The organism is Chitinophaga niabensis (genome assembly GCF_039545795.1).
Classification (GTDB): domain Bacteria; phylum Bacteroidota; class Bacteroidia; order Chitinophagales; family Chitinophagaceae; genus Chitinophaga; species Chitinophaga niabensis_B.
The window spans coordinates 6,327,342-6,345,559 of sequence record NZ_CP154260.1; the positions used below are offsets into that span (position 1 = coordinate 6,327,342).

Below are 18,218 nucleotides of genomic sequence, written 5' to 3' on the forward strand. Positions count from 1 at the left end.
TAAACCGGGGATAGGCTATAAAAACAAACGCAAAGATCGTAAAGTTTGGCCTTACATGATCTTTGCGTTCTAATATCGCTGTAAATGAGGCGGGAAATTATGCCCTTACGCTCACTAGTTCGTCTATTTCCTTGCTCAGGAGTTCGAAGGTGGCTTCCACGGTGCCATCGCCTTTGATCTTTCTGAACTTGCCGAATTTGGCATAGTGGTCAGCCACAGGAGCAGTTTTGTTATGATACTCCACGATGCGGTTCTTCACAATGCTTTCAGAAGCATCATCGCTGCGGCCGGAGGTAAGACCACGTTCAAGCAGACGGCGGATCAGCTCATCTTCAGGAACTTCCAGGCTCAATACGGTGTGAATAGCCGTTTTCTTTAGGGCCAGCAGTTTGTCCAGCGCCTCTGCCTGAGCGGTAGTGCGTGGAAAGCCGTCAAAGATAAAACCGGCAGCTTCCGGGTTGGCATCCAGTTTAGAACTGATCATACCGATCACTACTTCATCCGGAACCAGTAAACCCTGATCCATGAATTTCTGTGCTTCCAGGCCCAAAGGCGTTTTGCCCCCGATCTCAGAACGGAGCAAGTCACCGGTTGACAGGTGGATCAGACCGTATTTTTCAATGATGTTGGCACTCTGGGTTCCTTTCCCACTACCGGGAGGGCCAAATAAAATCAGATTGACCATGTTGTTGTTAATATTCATTTGGCGAGCCTGCGCCTGCCATTTTTTAAAACGTGTTACAGTTTTCAGTGATCCTGGCCTAAGCTCTTACAAGTTGTAAGCTAAAAAGGTTTAACGGAATTACCGAAAGGCATAGTGTGCAAATATAGCAAACAATTGAATGTATTGGTAATTAAAATTAAGATTGCTGAAATACTGTAAAAGAATAATGAAAATTAATAAATATAATTCAAGGAATAATGGGAAACGATAGACAAATGATAAAAACGCCCTATCGACTATAATACCGAACTATATTTATATGCTATTTCCCCGTAATGTGTTGGCCTTCCAGACTTTAGATGCGGTTGGGGCGCAGAAGAGCGGGGTAAATTTTGTATGTTTATAAAATGATGAAGCATTTTTTGGTATTGGGGCTCACCGGGTTATTGTTAACCGCTAACGGGCAACCGGGAACAGGTTCTCAGGAAAAGCAACAACACAAAGCAAAGAAAACGGAAAAGGTTAAACAGGGACCAACGCCCGCAGACCGATGGGTGGATAGTGTATTCAATTCTCTTTCTCATGAAGAGCGTATTGCCCAACTCATCATGATACGGATGCATTCCAACCTGGGTGCGGACCATATTGCAGCAGTAACAGCTGATATCAGGAATAATAAGATAGGCGGGCTCGTTACTTTCCAGGGAGGTCCGGTCCGCCAGGCAGAACTGGTGAACAGGTACCAGGCCATCAGTAAAGTTCCTTTGCTGGTTGCAGTGGATGGTGAATGGGGACTGGGTATGCGGTTTGTGGACAGTGTGATCTCTTTCCCCCGAAACCTGATGTTAGGCGCTGTGCAGGATACCAACCTCATCTATGCTGTTGGAAAAGCGATCGGTGAACAATGTAAACGTATGGGCATCCAATACAACTTTGCTCCTGTACTGGATGTAAATAATAATCCCAACAACCCGGTGATCAATGACCGGTCTTTCGGAGAAGATAAATACCGCGTTGCAGCACATGGTGTTGCTATGATCAGGGGTATGCAGGGTGCGGGTATCATGGCCTGTGCCAAACACTTTCCCGGACATGGTGATACGGATGTGGATTCTCACTACGACCTTCCTTCTATTAATAAAACCATCGCACAACTGGATTCGCTGGAATTATATCCTTTCCGCAGAGCCATAGAAGCGGGTGTGGGTTCTATCATGATCGCACACCTGTATATTCCGGCGATTGATAACAAAGCCAACACGCCTACTTCCATTTCCTATAAAACAGTGACCAACCTGTTGCAGAAAGACCTGGGCTTTGATGGTCTGATTGTTACGGACGCACTGGAAATGAAAGGCATCTCCAAGTATTACACCAACGGGCAGGAGTCTTTACAGTCCTTACTGGCGGGCAACGACCTGATGGAATTGCCTTCTACTTCAAAAGGCAGTATTACGGCGATTGCACAATCCATCAAAAAAGGAAAAGTATCCAGAGAAGAAGTATACCGCCGCGTGAAAAAAGTTTTGCGTGCGAAATATGATCTGGGCCTTGCACAACTGCAAACCATCGATGCCAATAATATCACCAATGATCTCAATGCTGCAGTGTTACCTTTAAAGAAAAAGATTTCCGAAGAGGCCATCACTTTATTGCGTAACGATAATCACCTGTTGCCACTTTCAGATACGGCCATTTCTCAAAAGCTGGCCGTAGTGGCTGTTGGCGTGGATGGCGGTAACAATACTTTTGTGGAGGCGGTAAAACAATACCGGCCGGATGCAGATGCCTATGTGTTTTCTTCCCGCCAGTCTGAAGAGCAGATCTCTTCTATGATAAAACGTCTGAAAGCAGATTACCAGTCAGTGATCATTGCGGTACAGAATTACAGCCGCCGCCCTGCCAATGATTTTGGGATCAGCCGTGCGGAAAAAGCTTTCATCAACCAACTGTCTGAAGAAATGCCTGCGGTGACCATTGCATTTGGTAATCCTTATGCGATCCGCTTTTTCTGTGATGCACCTACTGTGATTGCTGCGTATGAAGATGACAGTCTTACACATAAAGCTACCGCCCAGGTGCTCTTTGGCAAAATGGAACCGAAAGGAAAACTGCCGGTAACGGTTTGTAATAATTTCCATTATGGCACGGGCATCACTTCCATTATACCTCCTCCTCCGCCGCCACCATTGCTGGAAACAGCAGCACCTGAAACGGTTGGTATGAATGGTCAGATACTGGAAAGGATCGATTCACTGGCCAGGGATATGATCATGAAAGGCGCTGCGCCCGGCTGCCAGGTGTTGGCATTGAAGGATGGGAAAATGGTGTACAACAAGAACTTCGGTTATTATGACTATAGTCAGAAGGAAGCGGTTACCTCCAAATCAGTATACGACCTTGCTTCCGTTACAAAAATATGTGCCACCACTTTATCTGTGATGCGCCTGTATGATGAAGGGAAATTAAACCTGGACAGTACACTGGGAACTTACCTTACCTGGGTAAGAGGCAGTAATAAAGAACACCTGCGCCTGCGGGATGTTTTGCTGCACCAGGCAGGACTTGTATCTTATATCCCCTTTTATAAGGAAACGATCTATGAGAACGGATGGCCTGATACCATGATCTACAAAGCTTACCAGGATTCGCTGCATACTTTGCGGGTAGCGGAAGGGTTGTATATGACACCGCAGTATACAGATACCATCTACCGCAGGATCCTGGACAGCAAACTGATCCCTGCAGGAAGACAATACATCTACAGCGATAATGATTTTATTTTCCTGGGTAAGATCGTGGAAGCGATCACGGGGAAAAGGTTAGATAATTATGTACGGGAAACATTCTATGAGCCTCTGGGACTGATGACCACAGGTTTTGAGCCACGTAGCCGTTTGCCCATATCACAACTGGTGCCTACAGAATTTGAGAATTTTTTTCGGGTACAGTGGATAAGGGGAGATGTACATGATCCGGGTGCAGCCATGTTTGGTGGTGTGGCCGGGCATGCAGGGCTTTTTTCCAATGCTACAGACCTGGCTGTATTGCTGCAGATGTTATTAAATGGCGGCAGCTTTAACGGCAAAGCCTATATTAAACCGGAAACCATACAGTATTTTTCTGCTTATCATTCTGAGATCAGCCGCCGCGGGCTGGGCTTTGATAAACCGGAAAAGGATAACGCCACCAGGCATGAGGCTTATCCCTGCAAAAGTGCGTCTGCTGCAACATTCGGCCATACGGGATTTACCGGTACCTGTGTATGGATAGATCCGCAATCTAAACTGGTGTTTGTTTTTCTGAGCAACAGGGTTTGCCCGAATGGAGGGTCCAACAACAAGATATCTTCGCTAAGCGTACGGGCTAATATCATGGAAACGCTCTACCAGGCAATGTTATAAAATATAAAAGGCTGTATCTCAACAGATACAGCCTTTCTTTTCGGGGTTAAAAATATTTACTTACTCAACAGATACAACTCTGTTTACCATGAGCTGTGTTTTAATGTCTACAGCTTTCTCCAGCTTGTTCTTGCCGTTACGGATCTCAAAAGTATATGCTCCGTCTTCCAGCTTTTCCAAATTATAACGGGCAACAAACTTTGGTGAAGTAACGTCCAGCGCTTCTTTGTGCAAGGTGTTATTATTAGCGTCTTTAATGAACAAGGTTAATTTCTCGCCAGTAGGGTTTTCGATCTGCACCAGGAAACGGAGCTGCTCAGCGCCTTCCTGTTGAATATCGATCTTGCAGCCTTTTCTGGCCATTTCATTCTTTTCAGGTGCAACCCTTGCGGTTTTGTTTGAGCCCGGGTTATTAGCATATGCATAAGCTGTTTCACTTTGTGCAGATGCCTGCATGCTGAGTCCTAAAACAATGGCAACTAAGGTTAAAATGTGTTTTGGTGTGCAAACAAAACTGTGTTTCATGATGGTTAATTGTTTAAAAGTTAACTTGTACGTTCGGTTTTATGTACTAGCTAATACTTTGGTACCTTTCTTTTTTCACCACAAATTTCAGATGCTGGCGTTATCGGAACATTAAGGGGTAGTTAAGTAAATGTGAGCAGATCGTTGCCTTAATGTTATGAACCTGTCTTTTACTTCATTCGTGGACGATAGCTTAAGCTTGTTGTCTTTTGGTGGTTAATTAGTTGTTAATCGGGAGACGAATGTACGACTTATGCACATACAATACACAAAATCCATTAGATTTTTTTTAAATAACAATGCGTATCCTGTACACTAAGTTTGCCTGTAGCCAAACTCCGGCTACAGGCAAACCTGTTGGAGGTTTTAGTATTTTGGGTTTTGAACCATTTTACTGTTCCGGCGGATCTCCTCGGCCATAATTGGGAGGAAATAGTGCTTCTCAGAGAACTTCCTGATCTCTACCCCATTTGTTAACACATTGTAATTATAGAGGAGCGTATCCGGGTTCAGTTTGCCATAAATTTCTATAGCTTTAGCAGGACCACTGAATACGGTTTCTGCAATTAACCATCTGCGTGCATCAAAATAACGGTGCTCTTCATAGGCTAATTCATACCGTCTTTCATAACGATACATCTTTAGCAAAGCATCTCCGGATACACTGGGATCCAGTGCAGGCATACCTCCGCGTGTACGTATTTCATTGATGGCATCTCTTGCCGGTGCTTCCTGGTTTAGCCCCAGGCAGGCTTCTGCAAAGTTCAGTTTGATCTCTGCGTAACGGAAGAATGGCCATGACTGGTCTCCCCGGAAGAATTGTGCATCCAGGTTAATATCCATGAACTTACGGATGTAATAACCGGTGTAGGTACCATTCCAGTTTTCTACGGGGCTTTGGCGGGTATCCAATCCATTCACCACTTCAATGGAGCCGTCTGCTCTTTTCCTTTCATAACGGGCTGTTTGAATAACACCTACCGGATCATTGGCCACAGCGTCTGTTGGTCTTTTTTTCCAGGGAGCACCATTATAAAGGATGGTGGCATAGAACCTGGGATCACGGCCTACATAAGGTTTTGCGGCCATGGCTGGATTGCTCCAGTTGAAGTCCGTACCATCTGCCATTTGATATCCTTCCACAAAATTTTCCAGCGGCACATTGCCTCCCCAGTTGTGATAACCATTGGGTCCATTGTACAGATCATGGGAAGTGCCCAGCTGTTGTTTGTTAAAGTATTTGCAGAAGATGATCTCCGGGTTATCCTTATCCAGGAATACCCGGGTGTAATTCTCTACAGCAGAGCCTGTGGGCTTATAAATAGAAAACTTAGCCGTAAGGATGAGTGCATTGGCGGCATCTTTGGCTAATTGCCAACGGGCGGCCCTGTCTCCCCCTACATATCCTAATTCAGGTCTTGTGTTGCCGGGTTTATTAAAGAGGTCGCTGGCAGCATATAACAGGATCCTTGATTTAAGCGCCATGGCAGCGAATTTGGTAGCCCTGCCTTTATTATCCCTGTCGTGTGTTTCCGGCAATACGGCAATGGCACTGTCGCATTCAGCTACTACGTATTTTACGCATTCATCAAAACTATTGCGGGTGAGCAGCATGGCTTCGCCATCTGTGAGTTTGAAGATCTGTGTTACCAAAGGCACCCCACCCCAGTATTTGATGAGCATGTGATAAAAATAGGCACGCATAAAATGTACTTCCCCCTTCAGCCTGGTGCGCTGTGCTTCGCTCTTGAAAGGAGTTTTGCCCACCATCTCAAAGAAGATATTACAGGTGCGGATGGCTTTGTAGTGTTTATCCCATTCGCCGAAAAGGTTAAGTGCGCCGAGGTCTTCAGGAGACATGGCTTCTGTTACAGAAGTTGTGGCGCCGTAATTATGAATAAACCTGCTTTCATCTGTCATGGAAGACAACATTACTTCATTGAAGCCATGCCGCATTTTAGGATACAGGTCGTTCACATAAGCCTGCACCAGGTTTGGGTCCTTCCACACGGCATCTTCCATGTATTCCGTTAAGGGTTTCTTTTCGAGAAGGTCTTTATTACAAGCTGTAGCCAGGGCTATCAGCAGGATAGCTAAGATGATGTTTTTCATAAAGCACGATTTAGAAGGTTACATTAAGGCCAACGTTGAAGATCCTGGTTTGCGGATAAAATTGTCCGCTGCCGGTGGGTGATTCCGGATCAAAGATCTTCACCTTATCAATAGTAATGAGGTTCTGCCCGCTTACATAAATGCGGAGATCGTCCAGACCGATGCGTTTTTGCAGGGTTTCGGATAAGGTATAACCTATTTCCATGGTCTTTAAACGCAGGTAGTCTGTATTCCACAACCAGAAAGTATTCTGGCGGCTTACCCAATATTCTTTGTCCCTGTCGTAGGGTCTTGGATAGGCAGCATCTATGTTCTCCGGCGTCCAGCGGTTCTCCACTATTTTCATGGGAAAGTTGCCGATGAGCCCTGATTCCGTACGGATATACTGACTGGCTCCGGTTGCAGCCTGCCAGAGCATAGTAACATCAAAACCCCTGTATTCTGCTGCGAGTGTTACGCCGTAATTCCATACAGGGTATTCAGAACGGTTCACGCGCACACGGTCCAGGTCGTTGATCTGACCATCGTTGTTTACATCACGGAATTTAATATCTCCGGGAATGGCGCCGCCAACATGCGGATATTCATCTATTGCGCGCTGGTCCCTGAAAATACCAATGGCTTCATAATACAGCGTAGCGCCGATCTGTTTACCGGTGGACATTTGCCATTCCGGCACATTGGGTACTTCGTCCCAGAACACAATCTTGTTGCGGGCGTGGGAAATGTTAGCTACCACTTCATACGTCCATTTACCTACTTTTCGTTTATGCGTGAGGTGCAGATCAATACCATGGTTCTGTACTTTACCGATGTTTTCATCCGGTAAGGTTAAACCCGTGTAGATGGGAATGGAAGCAGATCTTTTGGTGAGGATGCTGTAGCGGTTGGTGTTAAAGTATTCCGCTTCAATACCAAAGAGACCATTAAAGAACTTCGCTTCTATGGCAACATCCAGGTTGTTGGATACTTCCCAGGTAATGTTTTCATTGGGCACGCGCAAGGTGTAGATACCTGTATTCAGTTTATCTCCGAATACAGTACCGCCTTCTGCAATACCAAAAGTGTTCATGTACTGGAAAGGATTGATGAGATCGTTCCCCATCTGGCCATAAGAGGCGCGGAGTTTGAAATAATCCACTGTAGTGCCGATGGCGCGTTTCCAGAAATTTTCACGGGAAAGTACCCAGCCTGCAGATACGCCGGGGAAAAAGCCAAAACGTTTGTTGGATGGAAAGTTCTGCGATCCATCGTAACGCCAGTTAAAATCGAAGAGGTATTTTTCATCGTAGTTATAAGAAATACGGCCGAAGTAATTGAGGCGTGCATAATCAAAACCACGGCCGGTATTATCCTTTTCATCGTTACTACCTGCAAAGAGCTGGTCTACAGCATCCGAAGTAAAATAACGGCGCCTTGCCCAGAGGTTATCACCTTTGGTTTCGTTGCGTTCTATGGCCCAGATGGTGCTGAGGTTGTGTTTCCCGAAACTCTTCACGTAATTGATCTTGGCGTTGAGTGTGATGCTTTGATTCTGGTTATACCATTCTTCCATTTCCGGAGCACTTACACCACGGCTGGCGGCTTCCAGTTGTGGGTTGTTGTTGGCATCAAACCCTTGCAGGGTATACAACGTCCAGGGTTTGATGAAACGTTTCTGGAAATTGAAGTTCTGGTCCAGTGCCAGGTTTCCGTCAATAGACAAACCTTCTACGCCGGGAATGAATATCACGGCGCCAAGATTTGAGTTGAGCACATAGGTTTTATCCCGCTGGTAGCCTATTTCGTTGGTACTGGTCACAACAGGATTATCGCCGTATTCAATATCAGGGCCGGGTAAGCCGTTTGGCCATCGGGCAGCTTCAGTAGGCCTTCCGCGTAATAATGCACGGAAAATGGAACCGGCGCTGCGGGGTGGAAAATTCCTGTCTTCCAGTCTGCCGGCCACATCTATGCGTACCGTGAGGTATTTATTTACGTTCGCATCCAGGTTTGCGCGCAGGTTATGCTGGCGGTATTTGGTAGCGCTGTTCTTGAAAATACCATCCTGGAAAAGTGTTCCCAGGGATACGTAATAGATAAACTTGTCGGAACCTCCGCGGAGCGAAAGATCGTGGCGGTATTGGCTGGATAAGGGTTTCACTACTTCATCAATCCAGTCCGTGTTTGGATAACGCCAGGGATCAGAGCCATCGCCAAATTTGCCGATCTGTTCTTCTGTGAATTTGGGCTGGTCTCCCGCATTTTTGTTGATCTCATTTACGATGCGTGCATAAGTGGGTGCGTCGGCCATTTCGGGCAAACGGGTAGCTTGTGTGAATCCCTGGTTGAAATTGTAGCTCAACAAGGGTTTGCCGGTACGGCCGCGTTTTGTGGTGATGAGGATAACGCCATTTGCAGCCCGGGAGCCAAAGATGGCTGCGGAGGCATCTTTCAATACAGAGATGTTTTCAATGTCGTTAGGATTGAGGCGTTGAAAACCATCCCGGGGAATACCATCGATCACTACGAGCGGATCTGAATTGTTGAAAGTACTGCGGCCGCGGATCAGGATCCGCGATCCGTCATAACCGGGTTCCCCGCTGTTGTTGATGGCCATGAGGCCTGAAACCCTTCCTACTAATGCGTTTGAAATGTTCACTGTTGGCGCCTGTTTGATCTCGGAGCCTTTTACCGTACTAACAGAGCCGGTTTTGGTCACTTTTTTTGTAGTACCATAACCGGTAACAACGTACTCGTCCAACTGTTTTTCTGTTTCTTTCAGCAGGATGCTAACGGAGGCTGATCCATTCAAAGGGTACTCCTGCTGTTCGTACCCGATGAACTGAAGGACCAGTACAGCCTGTGGGTCTATGTCCGAAAGAGAGAAATTCCCTTTTTCATCAGACACGGTTCCTTTACTGGTCCCTTTCACCACAATTGTTACACCGGGAAGGGAAATGTTCTGCACATCCCTGATCCTGCCTTTGACTGTGATGTTTTTGGATGTTTGTGTGGGTGTTGTTTGCGCATGGGAGACGGACATGCCTCCGGCAAATAAGGCGAATACGGCCATGAGAATGGCTCCGCCATAACGTGGAATGGGTTTCATACTGTAGATCGATTTAGAAAGTGGGTTAAGAATTAAGGTTTTTCTTTGTATGCTAAAGTTATCTTGTTTCCTTTTAAATATTTTCGAAAATTAAGTGTCAAATTGACCTATATATTTAGAAAAATATCGGGTAACTTAGGGATAGAATTGATAACACCATGAAACTGAGCCCCTTTTTATGTTTAGTTTTCGTAATAATGGTACTGGCCGCGTGTAAGAAAGAAAAGAGTGATGAAGGCCCGCTTCAAAGTCATGTTTGTAATTACTCGCCTTATACAACAGGCTCCAGCTTTAATTATGAGTTCGTGAATGTGAACCCGCCCATGTCGGGTGACTTTGTATTGCTGGTAAAAGGAGATTCTGTTATCGGGAATGAAAGCTATCGTATGCTGGAAGATGATATTACGGGGGAATTTTCTCTCTTTGATTGCGGTGGCGGAGATTATGTGCAACTGCTGGCGGTTACAGGTATTCCCAATGCACCCACGCAACCTATCAAAACAACTTACCTGAAAGAGAATGTTCCTTTGGGCCAGGGGTGGTCTGAAGATATTCCCATCACCATTACAGGGCTGGGGGATTTTATGCTGAACATCCGCTACACCATCATTCAGAAAGGGAGTAACAAAACGGTACTGGGTAAGGCTTATACGAATGTAATAGGTGTGGAGATGGAAGTTTCCGTTCCGCCCTTTATACCACCACAGATCTTAAGTACGAATTATTATGCAAAGGGAGTGGGGCTGATAGAGCTGGACAGGTTCGAGGATACTACGCGGTTGCGGAATTATACGATCAAGCCTTAGTATCTTTCCAGGACCACAAATACCGGCAGGCATGTGTTCTGTAAGGGGACCATTTCCCGGAAAGCTCCAATAGTTTTGCGCGGTAGGCTTTCTTATCTGTTGCGTCCAGTTTATATAATCTGATCATGGCTTGTTGAATACCCCAATCATCTATCGAAAAAACATCTTCTCTGCCCAGGTAGAACATCAGCAACATTTCCACCGTCCATTTGCCCACACCTTTAATCCGGGTGAGATAAGCGATCACTTCCTCGTTGCTGAGCTTATGCAGTTTGGCATCTGTTAATTTTTCTTCGATCACAAAGCGGGCTACGTTGTGCACATAAGAGACCTTTGCATTGGATAATCCGATGCTGCGCAGTACGGCAGGGTCTGTATCCAGGACCTGTTGTGCTTTTGGTTCTTTGCCGCCATAGAGGTTAAGGAAGCGGGCATAGATCACTTCAGCTACTCTTACAGACAATTGCTGGCTCATGATGGAGCCAATGAGTTTCAGGGCAATATTCTTCCGGATGGGGATCACTTCCAGTGGTTCCATCACAATGCGTTTAAGCTTTTTATCCTTGTGCAGATGCGGGATATAGATATCGTGATGGGTGGAAGTGCGTGCCATGTGTTTAATAATTGAACGGTTCACCATAGATCACATGCAGGAGGGTTTGACCTACAGCCTGCAATGTTCTTTTGTCTATCACAGACATATTATCGTTGGAAGTATGGTGGTGCGGCATAAAATCTCCTTTCGGCTGGGTGGCAATGATATCGAAGGAAGGGATCTTGGCCAGTGTGTTCACGTAAGCATGATCGTCTGTAATAAATGCGGGGCCTCCCAGTGATTCTTCATAGCGGAAGAGATCTGAATAACCGAGGGTATTGGCAACATCCCAGAACATTTTCATCTGCGGATAGGCGTATTGTTTAGAATGGCCTTCCATGTAAAAGCTGGCATTGCGGCCCCCCACCATATCCAGCAGGATGCCGTATTGGGCCGTGTAGCCATTGATGTGAGGATTTTTGGCCCAATACTGTGTACCAAGGCAATAACTATCGGCCACATCAGATTCGCCGTAATCTTCCACATCGGTGAGCAGGATATCCACGCCTATGGCAGGTTTCTTTGCATGGAACTGGCGGGCGACTTCCATTAATACACCTACTCCGCTGGCACCATCGTCTGCCCCATCCAGTTGTTTCTTTTTATCGAAAGCATCTTTATCTGCAAACGGGCGGGTATCCCAATGGGAGAATAACAACACCCTGGTCTTTGCAGCAGGATTAAAAGAAGCGATGATATTAATGCAGGGCAGTTCTTTCTTTCTAGGTGCTATCACTTTTGTGCGTTGCACATAAACCGTATCCGCCAGGTTTTTGAAATAACCGATCAACCAGGCTGCACAGGCTTCCTGGGCTGGCGTTCCAGGGATCCGGGGGCCGAAGGCTACCTGTTTTTCTACGGCAGCATAAGCAGTGTCTGCAGAAAATACGGGCGCATTTACGCTGGCCTGCTTTTCTTCTTCCGTGTTCTGATTACTGTTATTGTTATTACAGGCTGCGAAAGTAATTGCAGCCAGCAGGATCAGCCTCCTCATGGTTTACTCATTTATTCAATAGCATAAGATACGGTGCCGTCTTTCTCATCTTTCAGTTGAATACCGATAGTGAGCAGCTGATTGCGGATCTTATCTGAAGTAGCATAATCCTTTTTGCCTTTGGCTTCCTTGCGGATATCTATCAGCAATTGCAATACGCCGTCCAGTTTATCTGTTTCTGCCGGTTTTTCAGGCTGGAGACCGAGTACATCGATCAGATAAGTTTTCCAGGTTTGCTGCAGGAGTGTGAAAGTATTTTCACTGATCTCATGCATCTTTACCTGTCCGCCTTTCAATGAATTAATAACGGGAGAAAGTTCGAAAAGATTGGCCAGTACTTTGGCGGTGCTGATATCATCGTTCATGGAAACGGCGCAATCATTACACCAGGCCTGTACCTGATCATCCAGTTCTTTATTGATGTCTGCACCGTTGGCGGTGTATACCAATTTCTGTAGTACTTCGTAAGCATACCATAAACGCTGCAAACCTTTCTCCGCGGCCTGCAGGGCTTCATTGGAGAAATCCAGTGTGCTGCGGTAATGCGTCTGCAAAATAAAGAAACGGATGGTCATAGGGCTATAACCCTTTTCCAGTAGGGGATGCGTGCCGGCGAACAGGTCCGTGAGGCGGATCACGTTGCCATAACTTTTACCCATCTTTTTACCGTTGATGGTGATCATGTTATTGTGCACCCAGTAACGCGCCATCATTTCTCCATGTGCAATTTCGCTTTGTGCAATTTCACATTCGTGATGGGGGAATTGAAGGTCCATACCACCACCATGGATATCAAACTGCTGCCCCAGGTATTTACTGCTCATAGCAGAGCATTCGATATGCCATCCGGGGAAACCTTCTCCCCATGGGCTTGGCCAGCGCATCAGGTGTTCAGGTGGCGCTTTTTTCCAGAGGGCAAAATCCACTTTGTTCTTTTTCTCGTCCTGGTTCTCCAGTTCGCGGGTGGTTTCCAGCTGATCTTCCAAAACGCGGCCGCTGAGGATGCCGTAATGGTGACCTTCTGAATATTTCATTACATCAAAATAAACAGAGCCGTTTGCTTCATAGGCAAATCCTTCATCCATGATCTTTTTGATCATTTCTATCTGCTCTACGATATGGCCGGTAGCGGTAGGTTCTATACTTGGTTTTAAAGTATTGAATTGTTCCATGGCCCAGTGGAAGAGATTGGTGTATTTCTGCACCAGTTCCATGGGCTCCAGTTTTTCCAGCTGTGCAAATTTGGCGATCTTATCTTCTGCGGCGCGGCCTTCTTCTTCAAAATGGCCGGCGTCTGTTATATTCCTTACATAACGTACCTTATAACCCAGGTGTAACAGGTAACGGTACACTACATCGAATGTAATGAAGGGGCGTGCATGGCCCAGGTGCGACTCTCCGGAAACAGTTGGTCCGCATACGTACATGCCAACGTGCCCGGGATATAACGGAGTGAATAGTTCTTTTTGCCGGCTTAGGGTATTGTGTAGTTTAAGCTGTTCTGACATTATCTGATATTGTGGATCGGCGAATTTCGGATATTTCAACCCGAATGTCGAATTTTTTAAGCAAAAGTGGAAATTCTAGGGAATGCTCACATTGGCAATGACCGGGTAATGATCACTGAGCTCAGAATGTACAGTTCGGAAACCGTTGATGGTAAAGCTTCTGTCGATAAAGATGTAATCTATTCGCAGTGTGGGTGAGAGGCCGGTAAATGTTCTGCCGATGCCACTGCCTTTTTTGAGGAAAGCATCCTGCAGGTTTCCTTTGATGGTGAAATATGTGTAGGAAGCAGGCGTATCATTAAAATCTCCGCAAACGATCACGGGATGCGGGCTGGTTCTGATGAAGTCCGCTACAATATTGGCCTGTCGGCTGCGGCGAACATAAGCATCCCGCATTTTCACCACAATACCTTTTGCGGCAACAAGCCCGGTATCTTCCTGTTTCTTTATTTTTTCGATAGACTGATAATCTTTGGCGTTGAAGCGATAGGATTCCAGGTGCATATTTACGATGCGGATGGTATCCTTATTCCGCTGAATATCTGCATAGATGAGGCTTTCACCCATTGGGCCGGGAGAAAGTTTTACCTTATCTGACAGGATAATGGGAAATTTTGAATAGATGATGCTGCCCCAGTGTTGTGTACCATTGCGGTTAAAATCGCTGGAAAAGAAACGGTAGGGCAGTTTCATGACGTGGGAAAGATCTTCCCGGTTATTGAAATCATCTGATTTTTCTGAAGTGTAAAAGTCCTGGAGGCAAAGTACATCCGGCTGTTGCCGTTGGATGAGATCAAACATCGCTTCGCGGGTGGGCTTGCTGTTTTTCTTGGCGTAGAGGCCAAACAGGGCTACGTTATAGCTCATTACATTGATGGTGCCTTCCGGTTTATTGGATGTTTCCCATTTGGTGGGCCAGCGAAGGGAGAAAAAGGCAGAAACAGACTTCCAGCCGATCACCAGGGCTACCAGTGGTATCAATGCATATTTAGGATGGAAGATGATCCAGAAGATGAGGAATAACAGCAGCACTACCAGCAGAAACGGGAAACCCAGCGTGATAAAACTGATCGGCCAGAACCTGACCGGCGAAATAAAGGGCGCCAGGCAGGCCAGCAGGAAAAATAGAACAGTTACCACGTTCACGATAAGGAAAAATCCTTTTGTAAAAAGTCGTAAAAATTTCAACAGGCAGATAGTTTGGCCGCTATAAATTTAACGCATTAAAAGACAAGGTGTTAATCTTTTCTGTTTATAGATAACCTGGCCATAATGGGAAAGTGCTCGAAACCCCGCCTGCGATGGATGGAAAATTCCTCCACGGTAAAGAACTTATCCGGCAGAATGTAATCTATCCGTAGTGTGGGTGAGATGGCAGAAAAGGTTCTGCCAAAGCCGGAACCCTGTTCCAGGAAAGCATCCTGGAGGCTTCCACGGATGGTGCGGTAAGTGTAGGAAACGGGTACATCATTGAAATCCCCTACTACAATAAGCGGATGTTTACTGCGATCTATCTCGTTCCTGATGATATGTGCCTGTTCTGATCTGAGTTTGAAGGTACGGCGCATCTTATACAGGATGCCACGGACTTTGTGCACTTCTGCGGAGGCCACGGTCTGATAGTCATCCTGCTGAATCTTGTAGGAAGCCAGGTGAGCGGATATGATCCTTACAGTATCTCCTTTGATCAGGAGGCTTGCAGCGATCAGGTCTTCTGTGCCAGGGCCTTTGGAAACTTCGAAAAGTTTTACCCTTGTGGTATCTATGATGGGGAAGCGGGAGAAAATAACAGTGCCATAGTGCCAGGTATCCCAGTGGATAAGGCTCCTCACAAAATAATGGTGGGGGTAATTCAGTTCTTTGCGGATACTGTCTAAGTTATCGGGTTTATCCGGGTTGGTGTTGGTGTAGAATTCCTGGAGGCAAAGCACATCCGGACTGGCTTTTTTCAGTTCTTCGTACATGCTTTTGCGCACTTCGGGAACTTCTTTGTATCCTTTGATGCCCATGCTGCTGCAGTTGTAGGTCATCAGGGTGAAAGAGGTATTGCTATTAGCATTGCTTCCACCGAAGAGATGAATACCCCAGGTGCTGAAAACTCCACCCAGCGTAACAACGGCGGCTATCAAAGAGATCAGCCAGTATTTACGGCGATAAATGATCCAGAGGGGAATGAAAAAGATACAGGCTAACCAGAAAAATGGAAATGGAAGTCCCGCAAAACCACCGGGCCAGAAACTGCTGGGATTGGTAAAGGGAATAAAGTACGAAAGCAGTAGTCCGGCGGCAAGGAGCACGTTGCCCCAAAGCAATAAACGACGGATGACAGTAAGAGCAATTTTCAAGGCAGGGGCTAAATTTATGAGTCACAAAAATAGCGTGTAGCCGTGATAAAAAGAACCTGGAAACAAAGAATTCATATAAGTGGTGAAAATTGTTGCATGGCCGGAAAGGGTTACTGCGACAGGGCTTCACACATGTTGGAGATATTAAATATATGGATAGGATAATGCTTTTAAAAAAGCTATACCTGGCGGGAGGAGTTAGTATGAAAAAGGGATACTTTGTTGAAGAGGTAAGTATGAAGGGCTATGCCTGTTTGGGGAGCAGGCATGAGGGAGCGATGTTTGTTGCGTAAGCGCTTGTTCTTACAAACTATACTTCTCTTTCTTTGCTTGCGCGGAGGAGTGTTTCTTTTTCTTCCGCAGTGAGCATATCAATTCCCTGTTCGTTGATCTTATCGAGGATCTCATTCACTTTATGCTCCGGTACATTCCCTACTTTGGTGAAGGGAACGGGCGTAGCGCGGAAACCGCTGCGGGTGGTATTGATCTCTGCTTTGAGGGCTTCTTTCTTTTCTTTGGGATGGAACATGTGGCTGATGTTGAAGAACAGGTCGTTCACCCATGAACCCCAGTTATGGCCTTTTTTGAATTGCGCCATAAACATGTAACCCATGAAAGCTCCGCCCAGCAGGTAAAGCAGAATGGTTAAACTTCCTCCTCCGGCAACAATAGCTGTACCATGAAGGGCTAAGAAGATGAGTGTGATCAGCCAGATGGGGGCACCACCCTGCATGAGCAGGGGAAAAACGCGGCCTTTGGGTTCAAGTACAGTGGCGCCAACAGCCAAAGCCATTACGCCAGCCCCTGCGCCCATCAGGGAACTGGTGGAAGCAAGTGTACGGAAAGCCGGAATGAGGTTCATGCCGAGCACATAAAACGCCATACCGCAAATACTGCCGAAAATATATAAAGGAACTACCAGGCGGTTATTGCCGGAAATATTCTGAAGGATGGTACCAAAGCAGAACAACCACACCATGTTACTGAAGATGTCCCAGAACTGAATATGGGCAAACATGGCAGTAATGATGGTCCAGGGTTTGGTGAGTAAGGTCATGGGGGCTGCGGGCAACATGGTATTAGCCATTATGTCCCGGTCAAACGCGGGCAGGCCGTAATTCTCCATCATATAGATCACCCGTATGAACAACAGTAAGATGTAAACAGTGATATTCAGGAGCAGCAGCTGCGTTACCATGTTCTTCTCTTCCCCGAGTGATAAACGGGGCATCCTCTCTTTTTCCGCTACTTGCATGGCGCTGGTATTTGTATACAAATTTAAGCTTTTGAGATCAATAAAGTGTCCGCCGGTTCCGTTTGTTCCAGAACTTCAGCAAGAGATAACCAAATAATGCACCACCCAGGTGTGCCCAGTGTGCCACATTATCTTCTCCTGAATTTTTAATGCCCATATACAGCTCCAGGAGGATGTATCCACCGATGAAATATTTTGCTTTGATGGGGAAAGGAATGGGCAGAATGAACAAATAGTTGTTGGGGAAAAGATACCCGAATGCGAACAATATTCCGAATACTGCGCCGGAGGCTCCAACAGTTGGGATATTGGCGTAGGTTTCTACAAATTTCGCGAGGTAGAGTTTTGCGCGGAAGGTCATGTCGTACGACTCCGGCGGCATGGTGCTCCAGGCATCCCGGAAACTTTGCAGGCTAACCTGCTGATTGCCTTCGCTGATCACATAGTTACCTAAACCGTATTTTTCGTAGATAACATTAAAAGTATCAAAGGCAGGGTCCGCATTAAAATGCTGAACAGCTTTTACCACCTGCATATTGTCGTACGTGAGTACCACCATATGGCAAAGTGCGGCGCCTATGCCACAGATGATGTAAAAAACGAGGAAACGTTTTGGCCCCCAGATATTTTCGAGTGCACTACCAAACATCCACAGCGCAAACATGTTGAAGAAAACGTGGCCGAATCCGCCATGCATGAACAGGTGAGTGACCAGTTGGTGAGGTTTGAAAAGTTCAGAGCCCCAGTAGTGCAGACCAAAAAGGTCCTCCATACGGTAGCCATACATGTTTTCCAGGGTGACCTGTGCCAGAAATACCAATCCATTTATGATCAGAAGGTTCTTGATTACCAGGGGCAACATCTGGAATCTGCCGGGTCTGAACTCACTCATTGCGTTAATGCTTATTCTGTTAAGTTA

13 protein-coding genes are annotated in these 18,218 nt (G+C 46.2%); 2 read left to right on the plus strand and 11 right to left on the minus strand.

The annotated features are described in order from the left end of the window. Window positions 1-97: 97 nt before the first annotated feature. Window positions 98-685 (minus strand): adenylate kinase, encoded by a 588-nt coding sequence (locus AAHN97_RS25430; RefSeq protein WP_074243117.1) that lies wholly within the window; start codon window positions 683-685, stop codon window positions 98-100. Between the two features lie 389 nt (window positions 686-1,074). Between AAHN97_RS25430 and AAHN97_RS25435 the strand changes: the two genes are divergently transcribed. Next, the gene (locus AAHN97_RS25435) at window positions 1,075-4,068 is read left to right on the plus strand and encodes a glycoside hydrolase family 3 N-terminal domain-containing protein (protein ID WP_343304899.1); all 2,994 of its coding nucleotides are present in this window, start codon (window positions 1,075-1,077) and stop codon (window positions 4,066-4,068) included. Window positions 4,069-4,128: 60 nt separating this feature from the next. Here AAHN97_RS25435 and AAHN97_RS25440 read toward each other — a convergent pair whose 3' ends face one another. The 3 genes from AAHN97_RS25440 to AAHN97_RS25450 all read right to left on the minus strand — a co-directional run bounded on the left by AAHN97_RS25440 (window position 4,129) and on the right by AAHN97_RS25450 (window position 9,796). Next, window positions 4,129-4,593 carry a hypothetical protein gene (locus tag AAHN97_RS25440; RefSeq protein WP_343304900.1) on the minus strand — a complete coding sequence of 155 codons (465 nt, stop codon included), beginning with the start codon at window positions 4,591-4,593 and terminating at the stop codon, window positions 4,129-4,131. Between the two features lie 366 nt (window positions 4,594-4,959). After that, window positions 4,960-6,705 carry a RagB/SusD family nutrient uptake outer membrane protein gene (locus AAHN97_RS25445; RefSeq protein WP_343304901.1) on the minus strand — a complete coding sequence of 582 codons (1,746 nt, stop codon included), beginning with the start codon at window positions 6,703-6,705 and terminating at the stop codon, window positions 4,960-4,962. 10 nt (window positions 6,706-6,715) lie between these two features. Beyond that, the gene (locus AAHN97_RS25450; RefSeq protein WP_343304902.1) at window positions 6,716-9,796 is read right to left on the minus strand and encodes a SusC/RagA family TonB-linked outer membrane protein; all 3,081 of its coding nucleotides are present in this window, start codon (window positions 9,794-9,796) and stop codon (window positions 6,716-6,718) included. A gap of 197 nt (window positions 9,797-9,993) precedes the next feature. Here AAHN97_RS25450 and AAHN97_RS25455 point away from each other — a divergent pair, with 197 nt between their 5' ends. Beyond that, complete coding sequence (locus AAHN97_RS25455) at window positions 9,994-10,602, plus strand: hypothetical protein (RefSeq protein WP_343304903.1); 609 nt, start codon at window positions 9,994-9,996, stop codon at window positions 10,600-10,602. On the opposite strand, the gene AAHN97_RS25460 is transcribed toward AAHN97_RS25455, so the two are convergent. From AAHN97_RS25460 to AAHN97_RS25490, 7 genes are all read right to left on the minus strand, one after another. Beyond that, window positions 10,592-11,215, minus strand: a complete 624-nt coding sequence (locus AAHN97_RS25460; RefSeq protein ID WP_343304904.1) for a DNA-3-methyladenine glycosylase family protein — start codon at window positions 11,213-11,215, stop codon at window positions 10,592-10,594. The two genes, AAHN97_RS25455 and AAHN97_RS25460, sit on opposite strands and share 11 nt — an antisense overlap. 4 nt (window positions 11,216-11,219) lie before the next feature. Then, on the minus strand, window positions 11,220-12,191 hold the full coding sequence (locus AAHN97_RS25465; protein ID WP_343304905.1) for a M28 family peptidase: 972 nt from the start codon (window positions 12,189-12,191) through the stop codon (window positions 11,220-11,222). 11 nt (window positions 12,192-12,202) lie between these two features. Further along, window positions 12,203-13,699, minus strand: a complete 1,497-nt coding sequence (cysS, locus tag AAHN97_RS25470) for a cysteine--tRNA ligase (RefSeq protein ID WP_343304906.1) — start codon at window positions 13,697-13,699, stop codon at window positions 12,203-12,205. Window positions 13,700-13,774: 75 nt separating this feature from the next. Then, the gene (locus AAHN97_RS25475; RefSeq protein WP_343304907.1) at window positions 13,775-14,887 is read right to left on the minus strand and encodes an endonuclease/exonuclease/phosphatase family protein; all 1,113 of its coding nucleotides are present in this window, start codon (window positions 14,885-14,887) and stop codon (window positions 13,775-13,777) included. Between the two features lie 50 nt (window positions 14,888-14,937). Beyond that, on the minus strand, window positions 14,938-16,044 hold the full coding sequence (locus tag AAHN97_RS25480) for an endonuclease/exonuclease/phosphatase family protein (RefSeq protein WP_343304908.1): 1,107 nt from the start codon (window positions 16,042-16,044) through the stop codon (window positions 14,938-14,940). A gap of 310 nt (window positions 16,045-16,354) precedes the next feature. After that, window positions 16,355-17,299 (minus strand): rhomboid family intramembrane serine protease, encoded by a 945-nt coding sequence (locus tag AAHN97_RS25485; RefSeq protein ID WP_343304909.1) that lies wholly within the window; start codon window positions 17,297-17,299, stop codon window positions 16,355-16,357. Between the two features lie 37 nt (window positions 17,300-17,336). Next, window positions 17,337-18,191: a rhomboid family intramembrane serine protease gene (locus AAHN97_RS25490; RefSeq protein ID WP_343304910.1), complete on the minus strand. Its 855-nt coding sequence runs from the start codon at window positions 18,189-18,191 to the stop codon at window positions 17,337-17,339. Window positions 18,192-18,218 lie beyond the last annotated feature (27 nt).